25 protein-coding genes are annotated in these 23,526 nt (G+C 63.7%); 18 read left to right on the forward strand and 7 right to left on the reverse strand.

The annotated features are described in order from the left end of the window. Entirely contained in the window at positions 1-1,038 is a 1,038-nt protein-coding gene (locus PST29_RS15755; RefSeq protein ID WP_060843632.1) for an alpha/beta hydrolase family protein, read from the reverse strand. 264 nt (positions 1,039-1,302) lie between these two features. After that, a complete protein-coding gene (locus PST29_RS15760) occupies positions 1,303-1,914 on the reverse strand; it encodes an FMN-dependent NADH-azoreductase (RefSeq protein WP_060843633.1) in 612 nt (203 codons plus the stop codon). A gap of 131 nt (positions 1,915-2,045) precedes the next feature. On the opposite strand from PST29_RS15760, the gene PST29_RS15765 reads away from it, so the two are divergent. Continuing rightward, the gene (locus PST29_RS15765; RefSeq protein WP_060839367.1) at positions 2,046-2,954 is read left to right on the forward strand and encodes a LysR substrate-binding domain-containing protein; all 909 of its coding nucleotides are present in this window, start codon (positions 2,046-2,048) and stop codon (positions 2,952-2,954) included. After that, positions 2,951-3,310 carry an MmcQ/YjbR family DNA-binding protein gene (locus tag PST29_RS15770; protein WP_016968591.1) on the forward strand — a complete coding sequence of 120 codons (360 nt, stop codon included), beginning with the start codon at positions 2,951-2,953 and terminating at the stop codon, positions 3,308-3,310. The genes PST29_RS15765 and PST29_RS15770 overlap by 4 nt, the downstream gene beginning before the upstream one ends. Here PST29_RS15770 and PST29_RS15775 read toward each other — a convergent pair. After that, positions 3,307-3,729, reverse strand: coding sequence for a DUF1294 domain-containing protein (locus PST29_RS15775; protein ID WP_060843634.1), 423 nt, complete (start codon positions 3,727-3,729; stop codon positions 3,307-3,309). The genes PST29_RS15770 and PST29_RS15775 overlap by 4 nt on opposite strands. After that, positions 3,726-4,556: an undecaprenyl-diphosphate phosphatase gene (locus PST29_RS15780; RefSeq protein ID WP_060843635.1), complete on the reverse strand. Its 831-nt coding sequence runs from the start codon at positions 4,554-4,556 to the stop codon at positions 3,726-3,728. The genes PST29_RS15775 and PST29_RS15780 overlap by 4 nt, the downstream gene beginning before the upstream one ends. Before the next feature lie 293 nt (positions 4,557-4,849). On the opposite strand from PST29_RS15780, the gene PST29_RS15785 reads away from it, so the two are divergent. The 9 genes from PST29_RS15785 to PST29_RS15825 all read left to right on the forward strand — a co-directional run bounded on the left by PST29_RS15785 (position 4,850) and on the right by PST29_RS15825 (position 12,946). Further along, positions 4,850-6,484 carry a methyl-accepting chemotaxis protein gene (locus PST29_RS15785; RefSeq protein ID WP_060841948.1) on the forward strand — a complete coding sequence of 545 codons (1,635 nt, stop codon included), beginning with the start codon at positions 4,850-4,852 and terminating at the stop codon, positions 6,482-6,484. An 87-nt stretch (positions 6,485-6,571) separates the two neighbouring features. Then, positions 6,572-7,135, forward strand: a complete 564-nt coding sequence (pnuC, locus tag PST29_RS15790) for a nicotinamide riboside transporter PnuC (protein ID WP_060839370.1) — start codon at positions 6,572-6,574, stop codon at positions 7,133-7,135. Then, positions 7,132-7,656 (forward strand): AAA family ATPase, encoded by a 525-nt coding sequence (locus PST29_RS15795; RefSeq protein WP_060839371.1) that lies wholly within the window; start codon positions 7,132-7,134, stop codon positions 7,654-7,656. Before pnuC ends, PST29_RS15795 begins: the two co-directional genes overlap by 4 nt. 328 nt (positions 7,657-7,984) lie before the next feature. Next, a complete protein-coding gene (locus tag PST29_RS15800) occupies positions 7,985-8,428 on the forward strand; it encodes a hypothetical protein (protein WP_060843636.1) in 444 nt (147 codons plus the stop codon). A gap of 1 nt (position 8,429) precedes the next feature. Then, positions 8,430-9,008 (forward strand): hypothetical protein, encoded by a 579-nt coding sequence (locus tag PST29_RS15805; protein WP_060843637.1) that lies wholly within the window; start codon positions 8,430-8,432, stop codon positions 9,006-9,008. A 63-nt stretch (positions 9,009-9,071) separates the two neighbouring features. After that, positions 9,072-10,061, forward strand: a complete 990-nt coding sequence (locus PST29_RS15810) for a hypothetical protein (RefSeq protein ID WP_060839374.1) — start codon at positions 9,072-9,074, stop codon at positions 10,059-10,061. 63 nt (positions 10,062-10,124) lie between these two features. Continuing rightward, on the forward strand, positions 10,125-10,805 hold the full coding sequence (locus PST29_RS15815) for a C39 family peptidase (RefSeq protein WP_060839375.1): 681 nt from the start codon (positions 10,125-10,127) through the stop codon (positions 10,803-10,805). Between the two features lie 51 nt (positions 10,806-10,856). Then, positions 10,857-11,597 carry a hypothetical protein gene (locus PST29_RS15820; protein WP_060839376.1) on the forward strand — a complete coding sequence of 247 codons (741 nt, stop codon included), beginning with the start codon at positions 10,857-10,859 and terminating at the stop codon, positions 11,595-11,597. A 47-nt stretch (positions 11,598-11,644) separates the two neighbouring features. Then, positions 11,645-12,946 (forward strand): hypothetical protein, encoded by a 1,302-nt coding sequence (locus tag PST29_RS15825; RefSeq protein ID WP_060843638.1) that lies wholly within the window; start codon positions 11,645-11,647, stop codon positions 12,944-12,946. A gap of 67 nt (positions 12,947-13,013) precedes the next feature. Here PST29_RS15825 and PST29_RS15830 read toward each other — a convergent pair whose 3' ends face one another. Next, on the reverse strand, positions 13,014-14,339 hold the full coding sequence (locus tag PST29_RS15830; RefSeq protein WP_060843639.1) for a sigma-54 dependent transcriptional regulator: 1,326 nt from the start codon (positions 14,337-14,339) through the stop codon (positions 13,014-13,016). A gap of 354 nt (positions 14,340-14,693) precedes the next feature. On the opposite strand from PST29_RS15830, the gene PST29_RS15835 reads away from it, so the two are divergent. After that, positions 14,694-14,960, forward strand: a complete 267-nt coding sequence (locus PST29_RS15835) for a hypothetical protein (protein ID WP_042941674.1) — start codon at positions 14,694-14,696, stop codon at positions 14,958-14,960. A 253-nt stretch (positions 14,961-15,213) separates the two neighbouring features. Here the strand turns inward: PST29_RS15835 and paaX are convergent, their stop codons facing one another. Together paaX and paaY are read right to left on the reverse strand one after the other, a co-directional pair. Then, the gene (gene paaX / locus PST29_RS15840) at positions 15,214-16,137 is read right to left on the reverse strand and encodes a phenylacetic acid degradation operon negative regulatory protein PaaX (RefSeq protein ID WP_060839379.1); all 924 of its coding nucleotides are present in this window, start codon (positions 16,135-16,137) and stop codon (positions 15,214-15,216) included. An 83-nt stretch (positions 16,138-16,220) separates the two neighbouring features. Further along, positions 16,221-16,814: a phenylacetic acid degradation protein PaaY gene (paaY, locus tag PST29_RS15845; RefSeq protein WP_060839380.1), complete on the reverse strand. Its 594-nt coding sequence runs from the start codon at positions 16,812-16,814 to the stop codon at positions 16,221-16,223. Positions 16,815-17,189: 375 nt separating this feature from the next. On the opposite strand from paaY, the gene paaF reads away from it, so the two are divergent. From paaF to paaK, 6 genes are all read left to right on the forward strand, one after another. Beyond that, positions 17,190-17,963: a 2,3-dehydroadipyl-CoA hydratase PaaF gene (gene paaF / locus PST29_RS15850; RefSeq protein ID WP_060843640.1), complete on the forward strand. Its 774-nt coding sequence runs from the start codon at positions 17,190-17,192 to the stop codon at positions 17,961-17,963. 46 nt (positions 17,964-18,009) lie between these two features. Continuing rightward, positions 18,010-18,801: a 2-(1,2-epoxy-1,2-dihydrophenyl)acetyl-CoA isomerase PaaG gene (gene paaG, locus PST29_RS15855; RefSeq protein ID WP_060843641.1), complete on the forward strand. Its 792-nt coding sequence runs from the start codon at positions 18,010-18,012 to the stop codon at positions 18,799-18,801. A 2-nt stretch (positions 18,802-18,803) separates the two neighbouring features. Beyond that, positions 18,804-20,324, forward strand: a complete 1,521-nt coding sequence (gene paaH / locus PST29_RS15860; protein ID WP_060843642.1) for a 3-hydroxyacyl-CoA dehydrogenase PaaH — start codon at positions 18,804-18,806, stop codon at positions 20,322-20,324. After that, a complete protein-coding gene (gene paaI / locus PST29_RS15865; RefSeq protein WP_060843643.1) occupies positions 20,317-20,766 on the forward strand; it encodes a hydroxyphenylacetyl-CoA thioesterase PaaI in 450 nt (149 codons plus the stop codon). Before paaH ends, paaI begins: the two co-directional genes overlap by 8 nt. After that, positions 20,759-21,964, forward strand: a complete 1,206-nt coding sequence (pcaF, locus tag PST29_RS15870; protein ID WP_060843644.1) for a 3-oxoadipyl-CoA thiolase — start codon at positions 20,759-20,761, stop codon at positions 21,962-21,964. The genes paaI and pcaF overlap by 8 nt, the downstream gene beginning before the upstream one ends. An 81-nt stretch (positions 21,965-22,045) precedes the next feature. Further along, complete coding sequence (gene paaK, locus PST29_RS15875; RefSeq protein ID WP_060843645.1) at positions 22,046-23,365, forward strand: phenylacetate--CoA ligase PaaK; 1,320 nt, start codon at positions 22,046-22,048, stop codon at positions 23,363-23,365. Positions 23,366-23,526 lie beyond the last annotated feature (161 nt).

Below are 23,526 nucleotides of genomic sequence, written 5' to 3' on the forward strand. Positions count from 1 at the left end.
TTACTGGTCGGCGGTCTGCATCCCGGCCCGGCTTGGGCGACCCAGGGTATGGGCGAAAAAGCGACCGGCTTCGGCAATCAGGTTGCGGTGAATGTCTTCGCGATCAACACCGTCGGCGTCGGTGCACAGGGCCGGCATGGCCGCCAACTGCTCGGCGGTGCACGGCGCCATGAACACGAAGTGCCCGGCGCCGGCCAGCAGCTTGAAGTCCGGAGCCACCGGCAGCTTGCGTGCCAGGGCCGCGGCGTTCTTGTCCAGGGCCACCAGCTGGTCGCCATCGCCGCTGTAGAGCAGCACGGGCACATGCACCCCGGCCAGGGTATGGCGGCCAAACTTCAGGCTCAGGGGCGCCATCAGCATCAGCGCATGCACCCGCGGATCGGCCACGGGCTGCAGGTCGTCACGGTCGACGATCAGCTCGCCCCGGGTGTTGCAGGCATCCCGGTCATCGGGGCGCTCCTGGCAATAGCGCCGCAGGCGATCCAGGTCGGGCGTGGCACCGGAGAGAATCAGGGCCGTCTCGCCGCCGGCGGAATAGCCAATCACCCCGACCTGGTCGGCATTGACGAAGGGCGACAGCATCGGATCGCCCAGGGTCGCGGTAATGGCTTCGGAAATCTGGATCGGCCGTCCATAGAGATTGCTCAAGGTGCCCAGGCGGCTGTGGTCCTTGGAGTTGTCACCGGGATGAATCACCGCCACCACCACGAACCCCTTGCGCGCCAGGGAGGTGGCCAGGTCGTGCAGGGCCAGGGGCGTACCGGTATTGCCGTGGGACAGCATCAGCATCGGAAAGCGGCCAATGGCGATCTTGGCATCCCGCGAGGCGTCGATTGTGTAGCCCTCGAGCACACTGGCATGCTCGATGCCGGTGGACGGATAAAAGGCGATGGCGCGCATCGGCTGCAGGTCCAGGGGATCGAGAAAGCTCATCTCATGGAAACCCACGCTCCAGTGTGGATGTGGCCCGGGGGCGGCTTGCACCGTCATCAGGCTGCTGAGCAGGCAGATCAGTAACACTGCACCAAGACGTTTCATGACACGCCCACCTTTGCCGCTGGATCGAGAAAGCCCCCTGCCCCTGCCATCCCTTGCCGCCAAGGCCTTGTAGCGAGATCGGCCCAGCCCCTGGGATGCACAGCGCGCAAGCACCACTGCGCTCATCGGTAAACGTGCATAACATGGGCCAGAAATACTGAAAACCGCCAATAAAAAAACTCCGCATCCTGATCACTTCGAGCAGTGATCAGAATACAGAGTCTAGTGCTGCCTGCCGTACAGGAAAGCGTCTTTACACAAGCCTTACGCCGCGGCGAAGAGTTGCTCGCTGATTTGCGCCTGGGCATCGCTCAGGGCTTTGCTGCGCACTTCTTCACCGTAGGCCAGGCCGTGGGCACGAACGAACTCGATGTCGGTGATACCGAGGAAACCGAACAGCACCTTGAGGTAATCCTCGTGGGCAGCCCCAGTGGCCTGGCCCACATGCAAGCCGCCGGAGGTGGAAACCACTATCACTTTCTTGCCTGCGCACAGGCCTTGCGGGCCGGCTTCGGTGTAGCGGAAAGTCTGGCCGGCCACGGCAATGCGGTCGATCCAGGCCTTGAGCTGGGTCGGAATGGTGAAGTTGTACATCGGCGCGGCAATCACCACCGCATCGGCGGCCTGGAATTCGGCCAGGGCCTGGGCGCTGAGCTCGGCCTCATGCTGCTGTGCGGCGTCACGCAGTTCAGCGACGGTGCCGGCGGCCACCAGGGTGGCTGCGGAGAAGTGGCTGATGGCATCCCCGGCCAGGTCGCGGTAGGTCACGGTCACCTCAGGCTGGGCGGCTTTCCAGGCCTGGACCACGCTGTGGCTCAGCTGACGGGAGGCCGAGTTGTCACCAAGGATGCTGGAATCGATATGCAAGAGTTTCATCTGGGATCTCCAAGTGAGGACCGCCACTGGGCGATCGGATGTGCGCAATCCTACAGATGAATTCAATAGCTGATTAGACGGCATAAATGCGATAGTTCGTCCCATCAGCAGGACAATCGAGCCCTCCTCTCATGCAAGACCTCAACGATCTGTATTACTTCGCCAAGGTGGTGGAAGCCGGTGGCTTCGCCGCCGCCGGGCGTTTGCTGGGCATTCCCAAGTCGCGGCTGTCGCGGCGCATCGCCGAACTGGAAGAGCGGCTCAAGGCCCGCTTGCTGCAACGCACCACCCGCCAGCTCAAGCTCACTGCCGTGGGCGAGCGTTACTTGCGCCATTGCCAGGCGATGTTGCTGGAAGCGGAAATGGCCGATGAAGCCGTGGCCAGCATGGCCAGCGAACCCCGGGGACGCCTGCGGGTGTCGAGCCCGGTGGGGTTGGCCCATGAGTTGCTGACACCGCTGGTCAGCAGCTACCTGCAGAAATACCCCCAGGTGCAACTGGAGATGCTCTTGCTCAACCGCCGCGTCGACCTGGTGACCGAAGGCATCGACGTGGCCCTGCGGGTGCGTGAACACGGCGATGAAGATCCGCTGCTGGTGACCCGCCGCCTGCGCCCGGCGCAAACCGCAATCGTCGCCAGTCCCGACTTTGTGAAGGAGCACCCGGTGCTGCATCCGGAAGACCTGCGGCAGCTGCCCATCCTCGGCGCCCTGGAGGCCGATCGGCTGGTGCACCTGCGCCTGCTGGACCAGCAAGGCCAGGCCTGCGACCTGGCCCTGGAAGCGCGCCTGGGCATCGACGACTTCATCGTGCGGCGCGCCTGTGCCCTCGCCGGCCTGGGCTGCACCGTCCTGCCGATGCTGTATTGCGAGGCTGAACTGGCCAGCGGCCAACTGGTGCAGATGCTGCCGCAATGGTCATTGCCCGGCGGCTGGCTGCAAGCGGTGTATCCTCACCGCCGCGGTGTGTTGCCGGCGGTGCGGGCCTGGATCGAGCACCTGAGCGAATCCTTCGAAGGCTGTGGAGAAAGACTGCTGTGAAAGACGCAATCCTCACTGAACAACAAGTGGCGCAGTTCTGCCTGGACCTGCCCGGGGCGCGCGAGGACTACAAATGGGGCGGTGTGCGCGTGTTCTCGATCGCCGGCAGCAAGATGTTCGCCCTGCAGAACCTGCGGGGCAGCTCCCTGGCCTTCAAGGTCGACCAGGAGCTGTTTCTCGGCCATGTCGACCGTCCGGGCATTGCCCCGGCGCCTTATCTGGCGCGGGCGCACTGGATCATCATGCAAACGCCCTACCCGCTGGGTGCCGAGGAACTCCGGGCACTGCTGCAACGCTCCCATCAACTGGTGGTGGGCAAGTTGCCCAAGCGGGCGCAGGTCGGGCTGCTGCTCTAGAACAGGCTCAGCAGGCTGTTTTCCAGGAACAGCCGGTCAATCCAGTAGACCTGATGCAAGGCCACGATCAGCCAGAACAAGGTCTGATAGGACAGTTTGCGGGTCTTGTGCCGCAACAGTTGCTGGGCCAGCAGGGCCCCGGGCCAGCCGCCGGCCAGTTCCAGGGCGTGCAGCACATTCTCCGGAATCCGCCGGCCCTCGGCCCGGGCCTGACGCTTGTCGTGCCAGTAACACAGGAACGTCAGCAGGCTGACCGCGCCGTAGGCCACCAGGGGCACGATCGAGATGCCGCGCCACCACAGGGACAGCGAACCGAACAACGGCAAGGCGCACAGCAGGACCAGCACCAGCAGCTTGAACCTCAGGTGGCGGATTCGCGCAGCGCTGCCCGGCTGCGGTGCGCGGCCGGCGCTCTTCACGACTTGACCGCCGTCCAGTCGACCCAACCGAACTGCCAGGTCGCCAGGATCAGCAGGCCGAAGGCGATGCGGTACCAGGCAAACGCCGCATAGCTGTGGCTGGCAATGAACTTCAGCAGCCCCTTGACCGCGATCATGGCGAAGATGAAGGCCGTGACGAAGCCGATGGCGAACACCGGAAAATCGTCAGGCTGGAACAGGTGCCGGTACTTGTAGCCGGAATACACCGCGGCCCCGACCATGGTGGGCATGGCCAGGAAGAACGAAAACTCGGTGGCGGTCTTGCGCGACAGGCCGAACAGCAGCCCGCCGATGATGGTCGAGCCGGAGCGCGAAGTCCCGGGGATCATCGCCAGGCACTGGGCACAACCGACTTTCAGTGCGTCCTTCCAGGTGATCTCGTCCACACTTTCGGCGTGCACCCGGTGCTGGCGCCGCTCGGCCCAGAGCATGATCACCCCGCCGATCACCAGGGCCGTGGCCACGGTGATGGGGTTGAACAGATAAGCGTGGATCAGGTCGGCGAAGATCACCCCCAGCACCACCGCCGGTAGAAAGGCGATCAGCAGGTTGACCGTGAAGCGCTGGGCCTTGGGCTGGTTCGGCAGACCGATCACCACCTCCAGGATCTTGCGCCGAAACTCCCAGACCACGGCCAGGATCGCACCCAGCTGAATGATGATGTTGAAGGCCATCGCCCGCTCGCCACCGAAGTCGAGCAGGTCAGCGACGATAATCTGGTGTCCGGTACTGCTGATGGGCAAAAACTCGGTCAGGCCTTCGACAATCCCAAGTATCAATGCCTGTGCGGCGCTCCAAAGATCCATTAATCCCCCATAAGGCGATGCTCGTGGCATGCCTCTTTTTTAAGTAGTCGACTCAGTCACTGCGCTGGGCGCAGGTGAAATTTTCCGGCCGTAAGTTCAACACAAGCCCATGAAAATTCTGTGAAAAGGGCAGAAAGGTTCAGGTTTTGCGCGAAGGCGCCGAAATCCTAACAGACAGGCGCAAAATACACCGCGATGTTATTGGACTTCCGTAGGGTAGGCGCTCGAAGGCAGGCGTGCTTGGATGCACACGGCCTTTTATGACAAGTACAAAAACCAGGAGTGACCGGATGATGAATAGCTTGCGCAAGATGTCCATCAGTCAGCGTTTGTGGCTGATCCTGATCGTGGCAGTGCTGACCCTGGTGACTCTGGGCGTGATGATGCTCGGACAGATTCACGGTGACCTGTACCAGGCCAAGGCGCAGAAAACCCAGCATGTGGTGCAGACCGCCGCCGGTGTGCTCACTTACTACCAGGGCCTGGAAGCCGCCGGCAGCCTGAGCCGCGAACAGGCGCAGCAACAGGCGCTGCAAGCCATCCGCGGGTTGCGCTACAACCAGAATGACTACTTCTGGATCAACGATCTGAGGCCGGTGATGATCATGCACCCGGCCAACCCCAAGCTCGACGGACAGAACCTGGCGGCGGTCAAGGATCCGGACGGCTTCGAGGTGTTCAATGAAATGGTCGCCCTGGCCAAGTCCAAGGGCGCCGGCATGGTGGATTACCGCTGGCCCAAGCCCGGGGCCGAGCAGCCGGTACAGAAGACCTCCTATATACAGCTGTTCCAGCCCTGGGGCTGGATCATCGGTTCCGGGGTCTACATCGATGACCTGCAACAGGAGTTCTATGCCCAGGTCCTGCAGGCCTCCTCCATCGGCCTGGTGATCGCCCTGCTGATGACCGTGCTGGTGGTGCTGATCGTGCGCAGCATCGTCAACCCGCTGCGCGAGACGGTGCACGCCATGGCCAACATCGCCAGCGGTGAAAGCGACCTGACCCGGCGCCTGGATACCCATGGCCAGGACGAAGTCACCGAGCTGGCCCGGCATTTCAATGGCTTCACCGCCAAGTTGCGCGGGGTGGTCACCCAGTTGCAGTCCAGCGCTGCCGCACTGGAGCAGTCATCCAGCGAGCTGGGCAGCAACGCCAGCGAAGCCCAGGAACGCAGTCAGCAACAGTCCCAGCAGATGGAACAGGTGGCTGCGGCCATCAGTCAGGTCACCAGCGGCGTGCAGGATGTGGCCAGGAATGCCGAACACGCGGCCAGCGAAGTGCGCGAAGCCGAAGCCCAGGCCCAACAGGGCCAGCTCAACATCGACGGCAGTCTGCAGCAGATCGACCAGTTGTCCGCGACCATCGACCAGGCCGTGGAAGTGATCCGCACCCTGGCGACGGAAAGCACCCAGATCGGCAGCGTGCTGGAGGTGATCCGTGCCATTGCCGAGCAGACTAACCTGCTGGCCCTGAACGCCGCCATCGAGGCCGCCCGGGCCGGGGAACAGGGCCGGGGGTTTGCCGTGGTGGCCGATGAAGTGCGCCTGCTGGCTCAGCGTACCCAGCAGTCCACCGCGGAAATCCAGGGCATGATCGAACGCCTGCAGAGTCACTCCGAAGCCGCAGTCAAGGTCATCGGCGACAGCAGCCGGGCCTCGCAGTCGACCATCGAACAGGCCGGGCTGGCCGGCACCAGCCTCAACGCCATCGGCCAGGCCTTGCGCACCCTCAACGGCCTGAACGCCTCGATCGCCAGCGCCACGCTGCAACAGGCCCACGTGGTGGAGGACATCAACCACAACGTCGGTCAGGCCGCGGGCCTGTCCCAGGGCACCGCACTGGCCGCCCAGCACTCCAGCGCCGCCAGCCGGCACCTCAAGGAACTCTCGGAACAGCTCAACGGCCTGCTGCGCCAGTTCCGCGTCTAGGCGCCACGGGCGCGCGGCTCCGGGCTAACGTCCGGGGCCGACTCTGGGTACAATCCGCCCCCTCCTCCACTTCCCCAAGGAACCGCCATGTCCGGGCTTGAACTGTTTGCCGCTGCGCTAGGCGTGATCGCCGTCTGGCTGACGGTCAGGCAGAACCCCTGGTGCTGGCCCATCGGCCTGGTCATGGTGCTGCTCTACAGCTGGATCTTCTACGAGGTCAAACTCTATTCCGACATGCTCCTGCAGGTGGTCTACGCCGTGCTGCAGCTCTATGGCTGGTGGCAATGGACCCGGGGTGGCGATCAGCATCAGGGGCGCCCGGTCAGCCAGTTGCAGACCGTCGGCCTGCTCCAGGGCCTGGCCCTGGGGGCACTGGGCAGTCTGTTGCTGGGCGCGGCCATGGCCCACTGGACCGACGCTGCCCAGCCCTGGCTAGATGCCGCCCTGACCGCCTTCAGTCTGGTGGCGCAGTGGTGGATGGCGCAGAAACGCGTGCAATGCTGGCCTTTGTGGATCGCCGTGGACGTGATCTTCGTCGGCCTGTTCGTCTACAAGGCGCTGTACCTGACCGCCGCGCTCTACGCCCTGTTCACCCTGCTGGCGGTCCAGGGCTGGCGCACCTGGCGCGCCGACCCGGCCCTGCAATCGTGAAGGTGCTGGTCCTCACCGGCCCCGAGTCCAGCGGCAAGAGCTGGCTGGCGGCCGAGCTGCAAGCGCACTTCGGCGGCATCCAGGTGGGCGAGTACGTGCGCCACTTCATCGAGCAGGAACGCCGCGACACCTGCCTGGCGGACATCCCCGCGATCGCCCGTGGCCAATTGGCCTGGGAGGATCAGGCGCGCTCGCAGCAGCCGGCCCTGCTGATCCTCGATACCCACCTGCTGAGCAACCTGCTGTGGAGCCAGGCCCTGTTCGGCGATTGCCCGGCCTGGCTGGAGCCGCAACTGCTGGCCCGCCACTACGACCTGCACCTGCTGCTATCGCCGGAGGATGTGGACTGGAGCGATGACGGTCAGCGCTGCCAGCCGCAACTGGAACAGCGCCTGGCCTTCTTTGCCGCCACCCGGCAGTGGCTGGAGCGCCATGGGCAAGCCTATCGGGTCATTCGCGGGGATTGGCAGGCGCGCCGGCAACAGGCCTTTGCCCAGGTCCGGCAACTGCTGCAGGACTGATCCTGCAGGGTGGCCCGGCACGAGAGTGTCCATTTCTGAAACACTCCCCAGCCGATCAGGCCGCCATTTCCGGGGCCTGCGTCACGCGCGGGGGAAACTGTTAAGTCACTGATACACCCCTGCAGCAACCCCTGTTGCAGAGCATTTGCAAGGCCATGGCTAGTGGCCGGTATGGCGAACTGTCTCAAGCATGAAACAGTCAGGCGGCCCATTTCCGCACTGCATTCGCAAGCCCTTGAATCTGCAAGACAAATCAAAAGCGGCACGGCTTCTGCTCTCTCCCTGTCAACGCTGACTAGGGCCAGCACTGAGAAGAAGGAATGCCGCCGTGGGGACTCTGAAGCAACGTTTCACCCGCCTACTGCTGATCGGCTGTGCCGTCAGCGCGGTGCATAGCCTTCCGGTCCTGGCAGCAGGCAATGGCCAGATCGTTCTGGAACGCCAGGTGCATCCGACCCCTGCCGGTCGTCCCCTGAATCTGGATCCCAACCCGACCACGGTCAACGCCAATCCTTCGGGGCCGGTCACCGGCGCACTCAACAACGAAATGAGCGACAGCGAGTTCGCCGGCATCAACAGCGGTTCGCTGGTTCGCGGCGCCGTGATGCCCAACGGCAGCGGGGTCGCCGGCCTCAACGTGGTGACCAATCCCAACGGCCTGCCCGGCATGAGCGCTGGCCACGGTGGCGGCTCCGGGTCGTCGATCTCCGGGTCGATCAACCGCTCCATCAGCTCCGGCATGGCGCCGTTGAGCAACATCGGAGGCCGCTGAGATGAAGCGCTCACTGCTGTTTATCGCCCTGCTGGCCTGTACTTCAGCCATGGCCGACAGCACCACCCAGGTCCAGGACACCGCGACCCTGAACAATTCCGGCTCGGGCTACACCGGCAACCTGAACATCAACCAGGCCGCCGGCGACCAGCAACAGCAGACCAACGTGCGGGCCATCGCCATCGGCACCAATGCCAAGGCCAGCACCAGCGTGACCCAGAAGATCACCACGCCAGCCGACCGCTCGGTCAATGCCAGCAGCACCATCGGCGGCCACTCTTTCAGCAACGGCAACGGCGCACTGGGTGTCAACCAGTCGTCCGGGGCCAATAACCAGATGGTCAATGCCTTGCGGATCAGCATCAGCGCCAATCCGCAAAGCATCGACGACAGCGCGCTCTCGCAGCAGAACGTCGCGCTGTTACCAAGCTCGGGCGCATCTGACCCTCAGCAAGGCAGCCGCCAGGTCGTTACCAGCGACCAGGCCTTCACCGGCAGCCGTGGGGTGATTCAGGTGAACCAGAGTGCCGGGGTGGGGAACCGCATGGCTAACACCCTGAGCATCCGGGTCGCCGATTGACCCGTCGTAGTGCAATTAGAAAGTACCAACACTTAACCAACTAATAAGCACCGGAGAAACACCATGAAACCTACAATGGCTCTCAAACCACTGGTTTTCGCACTGGCCGCAGTCATGGCAATGGCCGCTCAGGCAGGTGGTAACGAACATGGTCACAACGGCGGTCATGGCAATGGCCATGGCGATCACAACCAAGGTCCGGATCTCAACACTCTGCTGCAAATCACCGCTGGGGCCGGTGCTGCAGTGATCGACGTGCAGAACAGCAACACCAACGTGGTGAAAAATCAGGGCACCAACAACAACGCCAAGATGGACAACTCCCTGAACAGCTCCAACGGCAACATGGGCGCCAACGTCGCCGCCGGCGACGGCAACCAACAAGACAACGCCGCTGCCCTGGCAACCGCTGACGAAAGCTTCATCTTCGGCAGCGCCGTGGCCGCTTCCAGCGCCACCCAGGTCAACAACAACAACTACGTGAAAAACTCGTCGACCCAAAACAACGCGACGATGAACAACTCCGGCAACAACGGCTCCGGCAACATCGGCGTCAACGTCACCGCCGGCGACTTCAACCAACAGAAAAACAACCTGGCCATTGCCGTGTCCGGTGGTCGCGTAGCCACCGCCGCCGCCTCGGCCAACCAAACCTCCACCAATCTGGTGGTGGATAACAAAGGTGTCCAGGCCTACAAAAAAGACACCCTCACTGGCGGCTTCGTGGCCTCCGGCAGCTACAAAGGCACCGGCAGCGGCAAGATCGAAGGCGGCGACGATCACAGTGGTCATGGCTATGGCGACAACAAAGGCCACGGCAACGACGATCAGAAACTCACCTTCAAGGAACAAGGCACCATCGAACTGGCCGGCTACTGGACCCAGCAAGTGCTGACCAAAGACGGCTGGAAAAACCCAGTGGTCAACAACGCCAGCATGACCAACTCGATGAACGGCTTCTCCGGCAACGGCGGCGCCAACGTCTCGGCCGGTGTGGGCAACCAACAAAGCAACTCGCTGTCCATCGCCGCCGGCTGCAAAGCCTGCATGTAGTAGCGATCGTAACGAAAGCCCCGGAAACGGGGCTTTTCCACAGTCTCACCAGGCGTAACGATCATGCGTACTGCGATCATCATTCTACTGTTGAGCCTATGCGGCCCCGTGTACTCGGCACAGATGGCCGTGGCCGGACTCGCGGGCGGCGGCCTGATCTTCAAGCAAGTGCAAAGCGTGCGTGAGCGCAAATTCAGCGACATCGTCGAACAGAAGACCGACTTCAGTTGCGGCGCCGCAGCGCTGGCAACCATCCTGCGTCAGGCCTACTGGCTGGACGTCAACGAGGAACAAGTGATCAAGGGCATGCTGATGAATTCGGACCAGAAGCTGGTCCAGACTCAGGGCTTCTCGATGCTTGACATGAAACGCTATGCAGAAAGCATCGGCATGCGCGCCAGGGGTTACCGGATTCCTCCGGAAAAGCTCGAGGCGGTGACCATCCCGGTGGTCGTACTGATGGAAATTCGCGGCTACAAACACTTCGTGGTGATGCAGCGGGCCCAGAAAGACTGGGTCTACATCGGTGATCCGGTGCTGGGTCACAAACGCTACACCCATGAAGACTTCGTCAAGGGCTGGAACGGCATCGTCTTTGCCATCATCGGCCCGGGCTATGACAAGGCCAACGCCCTGCTCGACCCGCCCGCCCCGCTGACCGCGAAAAACAAGCTCGACACCTTCTACCCAGTCAAAGACGCGGAACTGATGGATTTCGGTTTCATCCAGAGCGACTTCTTCTAAGGGGATCGCGCCACGATAAAAAAGGGGGGCAGGACGCTCCGGGAGCAGCAGATGAAGACTACATACTGGCTGGCAGCGGCCTGTCTGGCAGCAGCGCTTCCAGCCCATGCTGGTTTCAAACCCATCGAAGTCCAGGACCAGGAACTCTCGCAATTGCGGGGCCGCTACGTGATGCCGGGACGGATCATCAGTTTCGGCATCGTCATGAGCAGTACCTGGCGCAACGCCAGTGGCGACCTGATCGGCGCCACCAGCACCCTGCAGATTCAACAGTCCACCGTCACCCCGCAATTCTACGTCACCACCATCAACCAGGCCGGCAACGGCAGCACGCCTTCTCAAGGCACCGGCAACGTGATCGGTGGCGCCGGCCTGGGCACCGGCCAGGGCGTGACCCAGGTGGTGCGCGCCGCCGGCGACGGCAACAGCGCCTACAACAACGTCAGCATCAATGTCAGCGAAGCCAATCAGGCGCCCGGCCTGAGCAGCAACCCCGGCCAGGCCCTGCTCAGTGGCCAGACCATCACGGGCAGCAATGCCGCCGGCAGTGTCTCGGTGTCGGCGCTCAATGGCGGGATCCAGATGGCCATTCTGGCCAGTGCCAACCAGGGCGGCACCTTGCAGCAGGTGGGCCAGGGCAACGTCCTGCAGAACACCCGGCTGCTGGGCAACAGCAACCTGGTCAGCAACCTGACCCAGCTCAACGTAGTCCTGCAAAACAACGGTCCCAGCAAAGGGGCACTGGACTGCAACCTGACCACCCTCAATGGACTACGCAATTTGAAATTCTGAACTACGCTTTTTTCGACCATTGGGGTTCACAAGGGACGGTTTATTTCATGTATCGATCGGTTTCACTGCGCGCGGTTGTATGTTTGAGCACTCTATTTCCGGCGGCGGCCTTGCAGGCGGCGCCTGATGCGGACGTAGAGACCCTGAAACAAGAACTTCTGGAGCTGAAGCAACGTTACGAAGTGCAGCAGAAGGCGCTGGCAGTGCTGGAACAACGGGTACGCCAGGTCGAAGACCAGCCTGCGGCGCCTCCTCCCAAGCGCCTGGCAAAATCACCCGCCGACCTCAAGGGCAACCAGCAGGTTGCCGGCAGAGGGGCCGCAGCAGCGTCAGGGGGCGCTGCGGGTGGCGCGAGCTATGGCCAATCACTCAAGGATGACTCGACGCCGGCGCAGAGCGTGACCAACCTCTACGACGAGGCCAGCGGCTTCTTCGGCGGCGGCAAGTTCAGCGTTGAAACGGGCATCAGCTACGCCCGCTACGACACCCGTCAACTGACCCTCAACGGCTTTCTGGCCCTGGACTCGATCCTGCTGGGCACCGTCAACCTGGATCGGATCAAGTCCGACACCTGGACCCTGGACCTGACCGCCCGCTACAACCTGGACAACCGCTGGCAATTCGATATAAACGCGCCGGTTATCTATCGCGAGTCGACTTACCAGTCGGGTGGCGCCAACGGCGGCAGCAGCCAATCCATCTCGGAAAGTACCGTCACTCGCGACCCGACTCTGGGTGACGTCAACGTCGGGGTGGCCTACAAGTTCCTCGACGAGTCCGACTCCCTGCCTGACGCCGTGGTCAGCCTGCGGGTCAAGGCGCCCACCGGCAAGGACCCTTTCGGTATCAAGTTCATCAATCCGGACCCGAGCAACAACAACCTGGTCGTGCCTGAAAGCCTGCCGACCGGTAATGGTGTGTGGTCGGTGACTCCGGGGATCTCGCTGGTCAAGACGTTCGACCCGGCGGTGCTGTTCGGCAGCCTGTCCTACACCCACAACCTGGAAGAATCGTTCGGCGACATCAGCTCCAATGCCGGGCAGAAGATCCCCGGCAAGGTGCAATTGGGCGACAGCTTCCAGATTGGCGCCGGTGTAGCCTTCGCCCTCAACGAAAAAATGAGCATGGCGTTCTCGGTATCGGATCAGATCCAGAAGAAGAGCAAGATCAAGTACACCGGCCAGGACTGGCAAACGGTGGAGTCCAGCGACGCCAACGCCGCCTACTTCAACGTCGGCATGACCATTGCCGCCACCGAGCACCTGACCATCGTGCCCAACCTGTCCCTGGGCATGACCCAGGATGCGCCCGACTTCACCTTCAGCCTGAAATTCCCGTACTACTTCTGATCCACCCAAAACAACAAGGCCCGCGGCGATTCCCCAATCGCCGCGGGCCTTGGCGTTTTTCCCCGCCCTAGCGGATCTGATGCTTGTGCAGCAAACGGTAGAAGGTCGGGCGCGAGATGCCCAGCACCCGCGCCGCAACGCTGAGGTTGTCGCTGTGCCGGTTGAGCACATCGCACAGGGCCTCGCGCTCGGCGCGGTGCTTGTAGTCCTCCAGGGTGCCCATGGGCAGATCCTGGGCCTGGAGGCTCTGCAGCCCCAGATCGCTGGCCTGAATCTGCCGCCCCTCGGCCAGCACCAGGCCCCGGCGCACCCGGTTGGCCAGTTCACGGACATTGCCCGGCCAATCGTGCTTGCCCATGGCCACCAGGGCATCCTCGCTGAAACTGCGGGGCCGGCGCCCGGTTTCCTGGCTGTAGAAATGGGCAAAGTGACTGGCGAGCATGCCCAGGTCGCCGTGACGCTCGCGCAAAGGTGCGGTGATCACCTGCAACACATTCAGCCGGTAGTACAGGTCCTCACGGAAACGGCCAGCGGCGATCGCCGCCTCCAGATCGACGTGGGTCGCCGCCAGGACGCGCACATCCACTGGAATCGGCTGGCTGCCGCCAACCCGCTCGATGTGTTTTTCCTGCAGAAAGCGCAACAGATTGGCTTGCAGCTCCAACGGCAAGTCGCCGATCTCATCGAGAAACAAGGTGCCGCCATGGGCGGCCTCGATCCGCCCGACCTTGCGCTGATGGGCCCCGGTAAAGGCGCCCTTTTCATGGCCGAAGAGCTCGGACTGGATCAGGTGCTCGGGAATCGCCCCGCAGTTGATCGCCACAAAGGGCTTGTCATGACGCTGGGACTGGCGATGCAGGGTGCGCGCCACCAGTTCCTTGCCGGTGCCGCTCTCACCGCGGATCAGTACTGGCGACTCGGTGGGCGCCAGTTTGCTCAGCAACTTGCGCAAGTCGCGGATCGGCCGGCTGTCGCCGAGCAACTCGTGCTCGGGCTGGTCCACATGAATCGAGCCCTGGCCGCGCAGGCGAGCCATGCCAAAGGCCCGGCCAAGGGTGACCTGAACCCGGGATACGTCGAACGGCAGCGTATGGAAATCGAAAAACCATTCGCAGACGAAGTCACCGACCTTCTGCAGGCGCAGCACTTCCGGACTCAACACCGCAATCCACTCAGTGCCGCTGTGGCTGATCAGCTCCTTGACCGCCTCCGGGCGCTCCAGGTGAAAGGGCTGCAGGCGCAGCAGGCCGACATCGCAGGAACGCTCGCGGGCCGCTTCCAGGTCACAGCTGTCGACATCCCAACCTATGGTGCGCAATCCGGGTAACAGGCGGTGACAGTCGTCACAGGGATTGACCACCAGCAGGCGCCGCTGCACAGGAGCTTCGAGCATGAGTATTCCTTGACGCCAAAAGTTCGAAAAAGTTATTAGAAACAGTGGTTTGGCAAACCTGGCTGTAACATTAGCAAGAACTTGACGGCCGAATGTATCGATTGCTTATAGCGTCGATTACCAAAAGAACTAAGCGGTCGGCGAACGGGCTCTGCGAGCGACTGATTGTCGCAGTAGTTTTTAAAAAGCGCCGCAACTAATGGCCCGCCCACAAGCGTGCAGCACGAAAGTTGTAAAAACTTGTTTTTCGGTGTGACCCGATCCCCACCTCAGTGCATCAGTACACATAACCAGCCGAACGGTAAGCCCAACCGACGGCACATCATCTGATTGGGCACACAGAGAGAAGACCCCATGAACGCCCCGCTCCGTAGAAACGAAGCACTTTTGATCGCCGACCGCGCATTCAAGCCTTTTCAATGCGTGGCCTGGGCCCCACAGGACGGGAACGGCGAACTGAGCCTGACCGTCATCGACCGTACCAGCACCCGTATCGGCCAGACCCGTATTCCCACCAGCGCCTACTCCGATCCGGCCCAGCTCGAAGACCTGCTCAAGCAGGCCCGGGCTGAACTGAGCCAGGAAGGTTATATCCTGCAGTCCTGGGCCATGCCCAAGTAAGGGATGCTGTTAACGGATCACCCCACGGGGTGATCCGTTATTCAAGACAAACAACTAAGCACGCTATCTATCTCCCCTCTTCCAACAACTTTCGCGCCCTGCCGCTGGTTGTTTCTGTTGTTATGAACGAGTCACCGCGAAGCATGTTTCTGGCAACTAGCCAGCGCACTTAGTGGGCCTTTGCCAGGTGACCGCACCCCAGCCCCATCAATGGATCGCTGAAACTGCCCGGCCCGGTCACCAAAGCTTGCGCCTAGAGCAGTCCGCCAAAGCGTCGGTAGTAACTCTCGCCGACATCCGGCAGCGGACCGTCGGCGTTTTCCAGGGCGCTGGCCAGCCATTGCTCGGCCTTGGCCTGGATCAGGCGATAGATATTGCGGCACAGCTGGCGTGCCGCCCGGCCCTCCCAGTCCCCGGGAAGCAGCTCGTCCGGCAACTGCGGATCACGCAGCAACAGTTTGCGGTACTCATGGATCAGCAGCAGACGGGCCAGGAAACAGTCGGCCGGCTGCAGTTGCTCCTGCTCGCGCAAGGCCTGCCACAGCGGGCGGAACAACTGGATGAACTCGCTGTAATGCGCCGCCAGCTCATCGATGTTCCAGCTCTCGCGCACTTGCAGGCGCAGGGCCCTGGAACCCAGGACATCCTCGGCCGTGGTGCAAAAGACAATGGTGTCTTCCTGGGCGCCCAGTTCCTGCAAGGTGGCATTGACGTCGGCGCGATCACTGCGCGGACAGGCCAGCAACAGCGGCGACATCGCGGCAAAACCTTGCCATTCCAGCTCCTCACGCACCTGCTTGCGCAGCTCCGGTTGCAACTGCGAGAGCATCACCAGGCACCAGGAGCCGTCCCAGGCCGGCACAGCGGCGCTGTACACCCGCTTGAAGGCCTTGTCGAAACGCCGGCGGCCACTGAGGGTCAGGCTGTAGTAGCTGCGACGCCCGACCTTTTCAGCGCTCAGCCAGCCCTCCTTGCTCAAACGGAAGATCGAAGTGCGGATCAGCCGCTCGTTGATCCCCATGGGTTCCAGCAATTGAATCAGGCTACCCAGCCAAACCGTGCCGCCATGGGGCTCGATGGCATCGCCGTACAAGGTGATGATCAGCGAGCTGGCGCGGATCGGGGTCTGTTCCTGAAAGCGTTTGATCAGATGATTCAGTGGCGCGAGGGACGACATGGACGTACCGGAAAAAAAAGGAAGAAATATAGCGGGTTTCAAGGGCAAGCAGCGGCCCGAGCCGTTGATTGCCGCGCTTGGCCTCAAAGACTGTGCTTGGGGCGCACCTGGCTGCCGGCAAACCTTGGCCGGTCGGCCTCCACCTGCACCAGTGGCTCACAGACCTGCATCCGTTCCAGGCATCGTCGGGTCAGGTGCTGATATTCGCGGGTGCCGGCCTGTTTCCAGGCCACTTCCTGATCACTCAAGGTACGCGTGACCCGAGCCGGCGCGCCCATCACCAGCGACTGCGGCTCACACGCGAAGCCGGCCTTGACGAACGCCGCCGCCGAAACGAAGGAGCGCGCCGCGATGACCGCGTTGTCCATCACCACCGCGTTCATGCCCACCAGCGCATCGGCGCCGATCCGGCAGCCATGCAACACCGCGCCATGGCCGATGTGACCGTTGCGCTCGACCACCGTATCGCTGTCGGGAAAGCCGTGCATGACGCAGGTGTCCTGCAGATTGGCGCCCTCTTCGAGGATGATCCGCCCGAAGTCCCCTCGCAGGCTGGCCAGCGGCCCGACGTAGCAGTGCGGGCCGACGATCACATCACCGATCAGCACCGCCGAAGGATGTACATAAGCACTGGGATCGACCACGGGAGTCAATCCATCGAGGCTGTAACACGTCATGCTCTACCCCTGTCCAAACACCAATAGACCACCGTTGCCGGCGAATGCAGCACCGCAACAGCGCGACGCGACTTAAGCCTATTACAAAACCAACAAAGCCGGCATTTTGTATCAGATTATTCTCGGCACACAAGAAACCCTGGTCGAGCAGCACACCGCCCCTCCTGCACGCCCTGAAAAAGCCCTTAAACAGCTTGATCAAGCCAGATCAAACTCTCCAGCCAGACCTCTTACGCGGCAAACAATAAGACACATTAATCAATATCGCTATTGATTTTATGTATCGCTTTGGCGATATACTCGGCCAAAACCGGCTCCCCAGCCGATCCAATAATCGAGCCGGCAACCGGCCGCAACCTCCCGAGGAGGTTCACCATGCCTCAACACCTTGCAGTCGACACCCCGAGCGGTGGCGTTCGCCTGATCACCCTGCAACGTCCGCAAGCCCTCAACGCCCTGACCACGGCCCTGTTGGCCGAGCTGGCGCAGGCCCTGGCTGCAGCCGAGGCCGACCCGCATACCCAAGTCGTGGTCCTGACCGGCAACCGCAAGGCGTTCGCCGCCGGCGCCGACCTCAAGGAAATGGCCGAACGCGACCTGACCGGCATCCTCAACGATCCGCGCCAGTCCAGCTGGGAACAGATCCGCCGCTTCAGCAAGCCGCTGATTGCCGCGGTCAACGGCTTCGCCCTCGGTGGCGGCTGCGAGCTGGCCATGCACGCCGACATCATCATCGCTGGCGAGGACGCACGCTTCGGCCAACCGGAAATCAACCTCGGGATCATGCCCGGCGCCGGCGGCACCCAGCGCCTGCCGCGCACCGTCGGCAAGTCCCTGGCCATGCAGATAGTGCTCACCGGCGAAGCCATAGATGCCCGGCATGCCCTGCGCGCCGGCCTGGTGAGCGAAGTCACCCAGCCGGAGCTGGTGGTCGAGCGCGCCCTGCAACTGGCCCGCCTGATCGCCGGCAAGGCGCCACTGGCGCTGCGCCTGGCCAAGGAGGCATTGCTCAAGGCCATGGACACCGACCTGGCCAGCGGCCTGCGCCTGGAGCGCCATGCCTTTACCGTGCTGGCCGGCACCCGCGACCGCGAGGAAGGCATCGCCGCATTCCAGGAAAAACGCCCGGCGCAGTTCTCGGGCCACTGAGAACAACCCGCACCGTCCCTTTCGACCTGCACAGAGTGTCCCGACCATGAACTTCGCCACCCTCCTGTTCTCCATCGACCAGGGCGTCGCCCTCATCAGCCTCAACCGCCCCGAACAGCTCAACAGCTTCACCCCGCAGATGCACGGCGAGTTGCGCAGCGCCCTCAAGCAGGTGCGCAACAACCCCGAGGTGCGGGTGTTGCTGCTGACCGGCGAAGGCCGCGGCTTCTGCGCCGGGCAGGACCTGGGCGAGCGTAACGTCGCCCCCGGCGAGGCGCCGCCAGATCTGGGGCAATCCATCGAAGCCTTCTACAACCCGCTGGTGCGCGAGCTGCGCGACCTGCCATTGCCGGTGATCTGCGCGGTCAACGGCGTGGCCGCCGGCGCCGGAGCCAACCTGCCCCTGGCTTGCGATCTGGTGCTGGCGGCGCGCTCCGCGAGCTTTATCCAGGCGTTCTGCAAGCTCGGGCTGATTCCCGATTCCGGCGGCACCTGGCTGCTGCCCCGGCTGGTGGGCATGGCCCGGGCCAAGTCCCTGGCCATGCTCGGCAACCGCCTGAGCGCCGAGCAGGCCGAACAATGGGGGCTGATCCATCAATGCGTGGACGACGACGCGCTGCGGGACGAAGCCCTGCGCCTGGCCCGCCACCTGGCCAGCCAACCCACCTATGGCCTGGCCCTGATCAAGCGCAGCCTGAATGCCAGCCTGCACAACAGCTTCGACCAGCAGCTGGATCTGGAGCGCGACCTGCAGCGCCTGGCGGGCCGCAGCGCAGACTACCGCGAGGGCGTCAGCGCCTTCCTGGAAAAGCGCAGCCCCGTCTTCAAGGGGTGCTGAACATGAACCCACTCAGCCATAACGCACGTATCGCCGTGGTCGGCGCCGGGGCCATGGGCGCCGGTATCGCCCAGGTCGCAGCCCAGGCCGGGCACCCGGTGCTGCTGCTGGACAAGCGGCCGGGCGCCGCGGCCCAGGCCATTGCCGCGATCGACCAGCGCCTCGGCCAGCGAGTGCTCCAGGGCAAGCTTGCGCAGAGTGCCCAGGAGGCCGTCCGCTGCCGCCTGCAGGCGGCGCAGAGCCTGGAGCAACTGGCGGACAGCGACCTGATCATCGAAGCCATCGCCGAACAGTTGCCGGCCAAGCAGCAACTGTTCGCCGAGCTGGAAGCCCTGTGTCGCGCCGACTGCATCCTCGCCAGCAACACCTCTTCCCTGTCGATCACCGCCATTGCCGCCGGCCTGCGCCACCCACAGCGCCTGCTGGGCCTGCACTTCTTCAACCCCGCGCCAGTGATGGCCCTGGTGGAGGTGGTGCGCGGGCTGGCCAGCGATCCGGCGCTGGCGGACGACCTGTACCGAACCATGAGCCGCTGGGGCAAGCATCCGGTGCACAGCCGCTCGACCCCGGGTTTTATCGTCAATCGCGTGGCCCGGCCCTTCTATGGCGAAAGCCTGCGCCTGCTGCAGGAAGGGGCCGGCGACTGCGCCACCCTCGACGCCCTGCTGCGCGAGGCCGGCGGCTTCGCCATGGGCGCCTTCGAACTCACCGACCTGATCGGTCAGGACATCAACTACGCGGTGACCTGCTCGGTGCACGCGGCCTATTACGGTGATCCGCGCTACCAGCCATCACTGATCCAGAAGGAACTGGTGGATGCCGGCTACCTGGGGCGCAAGAGCGGCCAGGGCTTCTATCGCTACGCCGCAGACGCGACACGCCCGCCCGCCGTCGGCCTGAGCAGCGACACGACCGTCGACCACTGCGTCGTGGAAGGCGACCTGGGCTGGGCTGCCCCCCTGGTCCAGCGCCTGGAGAGCCGGGGCGTCCAGGTGATCCGCCGCGACGGTCGGGGCCTGCTGCGGGTCGGCGAGGCGATCCTGGCCCCGAGCGACGGCCGCCCGGCCGGCCAGCGGGCCCGGGACGAAGGCCTGGGCAACAACCTGGTGCTGTTGGACCTGGCCCTGGACTATCGCCAAGCCAGCCGCCTGGCCATCAGTTGCCCCCAGGCGATCGCGCCCCAGGCCCTGGACCAAGCCGTCGCCTTGCTGCAACGGGCCGGGCTGCAGGTCAGCCGACTCAGCGACACCCCGGCGCTGGCGGTCTTGCGCACCGTGGCGATGCTCGTCAACGAAGCCGCCGATGCCGTACTGCAGGGCGTGGCCTCGGCGGCGGATATCGATCTGGCCATGCGCAGCGGGGTCAACTACCCCCTGGGGCCCCTGGCCTGGGCCGACCAACTGGGCCTGCACCCCCTGCTCAAGGTGCTGGAACACCTCCAGGGCGCCTATGGCGAGGAACGCTACCGGCCCTCCCTGCTGCTGCGGCGCCACGTGGCCGAAGGGAGGACCTTCCATGACTGAGCAAGCCGCCATGGAGCTGGCCCGACGCTGCGCCCAGGGCCTTTTCCAGCGCGACCGGGCCAGCCAGGCGCTGGGCATGCGCCTGCTCTCGGTGGCCCCTGGCGCGGCGCGCCTGGGCATGACTGTCACCCAGGACATGCTCCAGGGCCACGGCACCTGCCACGGCGGCGTGCTCTTCGCCCTCGCCGACTCGGCGTTCGCCATCGCCTGCAACAGCTACGACCAAGCCACGGTGGCCATGGGCTGCAGCATCGAATACATCGCACCGGCGCATCAGGGAGACACCCTGACCGCCGACTGCCATGAACAGAACCGCAGGGGGCGCACAGGGCACTATGCGGTTCGCATCGAAAACCAGCAGGGACAGCTGATTGCCCTGTTTCAAGGCAAATCCTACAAAGTGCGCGGCCCAGTGCTGACACAGGAGACAGACCATGAATGACGCACTGATCATCGATGCCGTCCGAACCCCGATCGGGCGCTATGCCGGGGCGCTGAGCAGCGTGCGCGCCGACGACCTGGGGGCGATCCCCCTGCGCGAACTGCTGCGCCGCCATCCGCAGGTCGACTGGAGCGAGGTGGACGACCTGATCTACGGCTGCGCCAACCAGGCCGGCGAGGACAATCGCAACGTGGCCCGCATGTCGGCACTGCTGGCCGGGCTGCCGACCCGCGTATCGGCGGTCACCCTCAACCGCCTGTGCGGCTCCGGGCTGGATGCCGTGGGCAGCGCCGCCCGAGCGATTCGCAGTGGCGAGGCCGGGCTGGTCCTGGCCGGCGGCGTGGAGTCCATGTCCCGGGCACCCATGGTGCTGGCCAAGGCCGAAAGCGCCTTCTCGCGCCAGGCCGAGCTGTACGACACCACCCTGGGCTGGCGTTTCGTCAACCCCTTGATGCAGCAGCAGTACGGCATCGATTCGATGGCCGAGACTGCGGAGAACGTCGCCGAACAGTTCAGCATCTCCCGCGCCGATCAGGACGCCTTCGCCCTGCGCAGCCAGCTGCGCGCCAGCGCGGCCCAGGCCAGCGGCCGCCTGGCCCGGGAGATCGTCCCGGTAAGCATTGCCCAGCGCAAAGGCCCGCCGCTGGAGGTGAGCATCGATGAACACCCCCGGGCCGCAACCACCCTGGAACAGCTGCAGAAACTGCCGACGCCCTTCCGCCCTGATGGCAGCGTCACCGCTGGCAACGCCTCGGGACTCAACGACGGCGCCTGCGCCCTGCTGCTGGCCAGCCCGGCCTTGGCCCAGCGTCATGACCTGCGGCCCCGGGGCCGGGTGGTGGCCATGGCCACCGCCGGGGTCGAGCCCAGGATCATGGGTATCGGCCCGGTGCCGGCCTGCCACAAGGTGCTGGACCTGGCCCAGCTCAGCCTGGCGGACCTGGACGTGATCGAGCTCAACGAGGCCTTTGCCGCCCAGGCCCTGGCGGTGCTGCGCGAACTGGGGCTGGCGGACGACGACCCGCGGGTCAACCCCAACGGCGGCGCCATTGCCCTGGGGCATCCCCTGGGCATGAGCGGCGCGCGACTGGTGACCACCGCCCTGCACGAACTGGAGCAGCGTCAGGGACGTTATGCCCTGTGCACCATGTGCATCGGGGTCGGCCAAGGCATTGCCCTGATCATCGAGAGGCTGTAACAACCTCAGGATTCCATCCCTGCATGCACTCAGACCCCGCCTGCCGGCGAGAGACAAGACAACAACAATTCGAGTGAAACCATGAACATGCCGATTGCCCGAACCGTGCCCGATACCCCGCTGGACCCGATGGAAACCGCCAGCATCGACCAGTTGCGCCAGCATCAACTGGAGCGCCTGCGCTGGAGCCTCAACCACGCCTACGAGCGGGTGCCCCTGTATCGCCAGCGCTTCGACGCCCTGGGCGTGCACCCCCAGGACATCCACCACCTGGAAGACCTGGCGCAACTGCCCTTCACCACCAAGTCCGACCTGCGGGACCACTATCCCTACGGCATGTTCGCGGTGCCGATGCAGGAGGTGGCGCGCCTGCACGCTTCCAGCGGCACCACCGGCAAGCCCACGGTGGTCGGCTACACCCGCAACGACATCGACACCTGGGCCCAGGTGGTGGCGCGCTCGATCCGCGCCGCCGGCGGCCGACCGGGAGACAAGGTGCACATCTCCTACGGCTACGGCCTGTTCACCGGCGGCCTGGGAGCGCACTACGGCGCCGAGCGCCTGGGCTGCACGGTGATCCCCATGTCCGGCGGCCAGACCGAAAAGCAGGTGCAACTGATCAAGGATTTCCAGCCGGACATCATCATGGTCACGCCCTCCTACATGCTCAACATCGCCGACGAGATCGAACGCCAGGGCCTGGACCCGCAGCAACTGGCACTGCGCCTGGGCATCTTCGGCGCCGAACCCTGGACCGATGAACTGCGCGGCGCCATCGAGCGGCGCCTGGGCATCAGCGCCCTGGACATCTACGGACTGTCGGAGATCATTGGCCCCGGGGTGGCCATGGAGTGCGCCGAAACCCGCGACGGACCGACCCTGTGGGAAGACCACTTCTATCCCGAGATCATCGATCCGCAGACCGGCCAGGTCCTGCCCGACGGGGAAATGGGCGAACTGGTGCTCACCTCCCTGACCAAAGAGGCGCTGCCGATGATCCGCTACCGCACCCGCGACCTGACCCGCCTGCTACCGGGAACGGCACGCCCCATGCGGCGCATCGACAAGATCACCGGACGCAGCGACGACATGCTGATCATTCGCGGGGTCAACGTGTTCCCCACCCAGGTCGAGGAACTGGTGCTCAAGGCCGAGCACCTGGCGCCCTGCTACGAGATCCACCTGTACCGCCACGGCAATCTCGACAGTGTCGACATCCATGTCGAGCTCAAGAGCGAGCACCAGCACCTGGGGGACCCGCAACAACGGGCCATCTGCAGCGAGTTGAGTCGCCACATAAAGAACCATATTGGCATCAGCTCGCGTATCGTTTTGCAGCCGCCATTCAGCCTGAAACGCTCCGAAGGCAAGGCTTGTCGAGTGCTCGACAAGCGCAAGTAGTCCTCAACAAAAACCAACAGCCCCGCGATGACGGGGCTTTTTTTGGCCTGGACAAACAGCTTGCCGACAAAGCGATACAGAAACAAAACATGACACGCTATTTTATGTTTGATATTTATTTGTGTATCACATATAAACATCACAGCCTCATCCACACCTTC

Origin of the sequence: Pseudomonas sp. St29, assembly GCF_001547915.1 — a bacterium.
Classification (GTDB): Bacteria; Pseudomonadota; Gammaproteobacteria; order Pseudomonadales; family Pseudomonadaceae; genus Aquipseudomonas.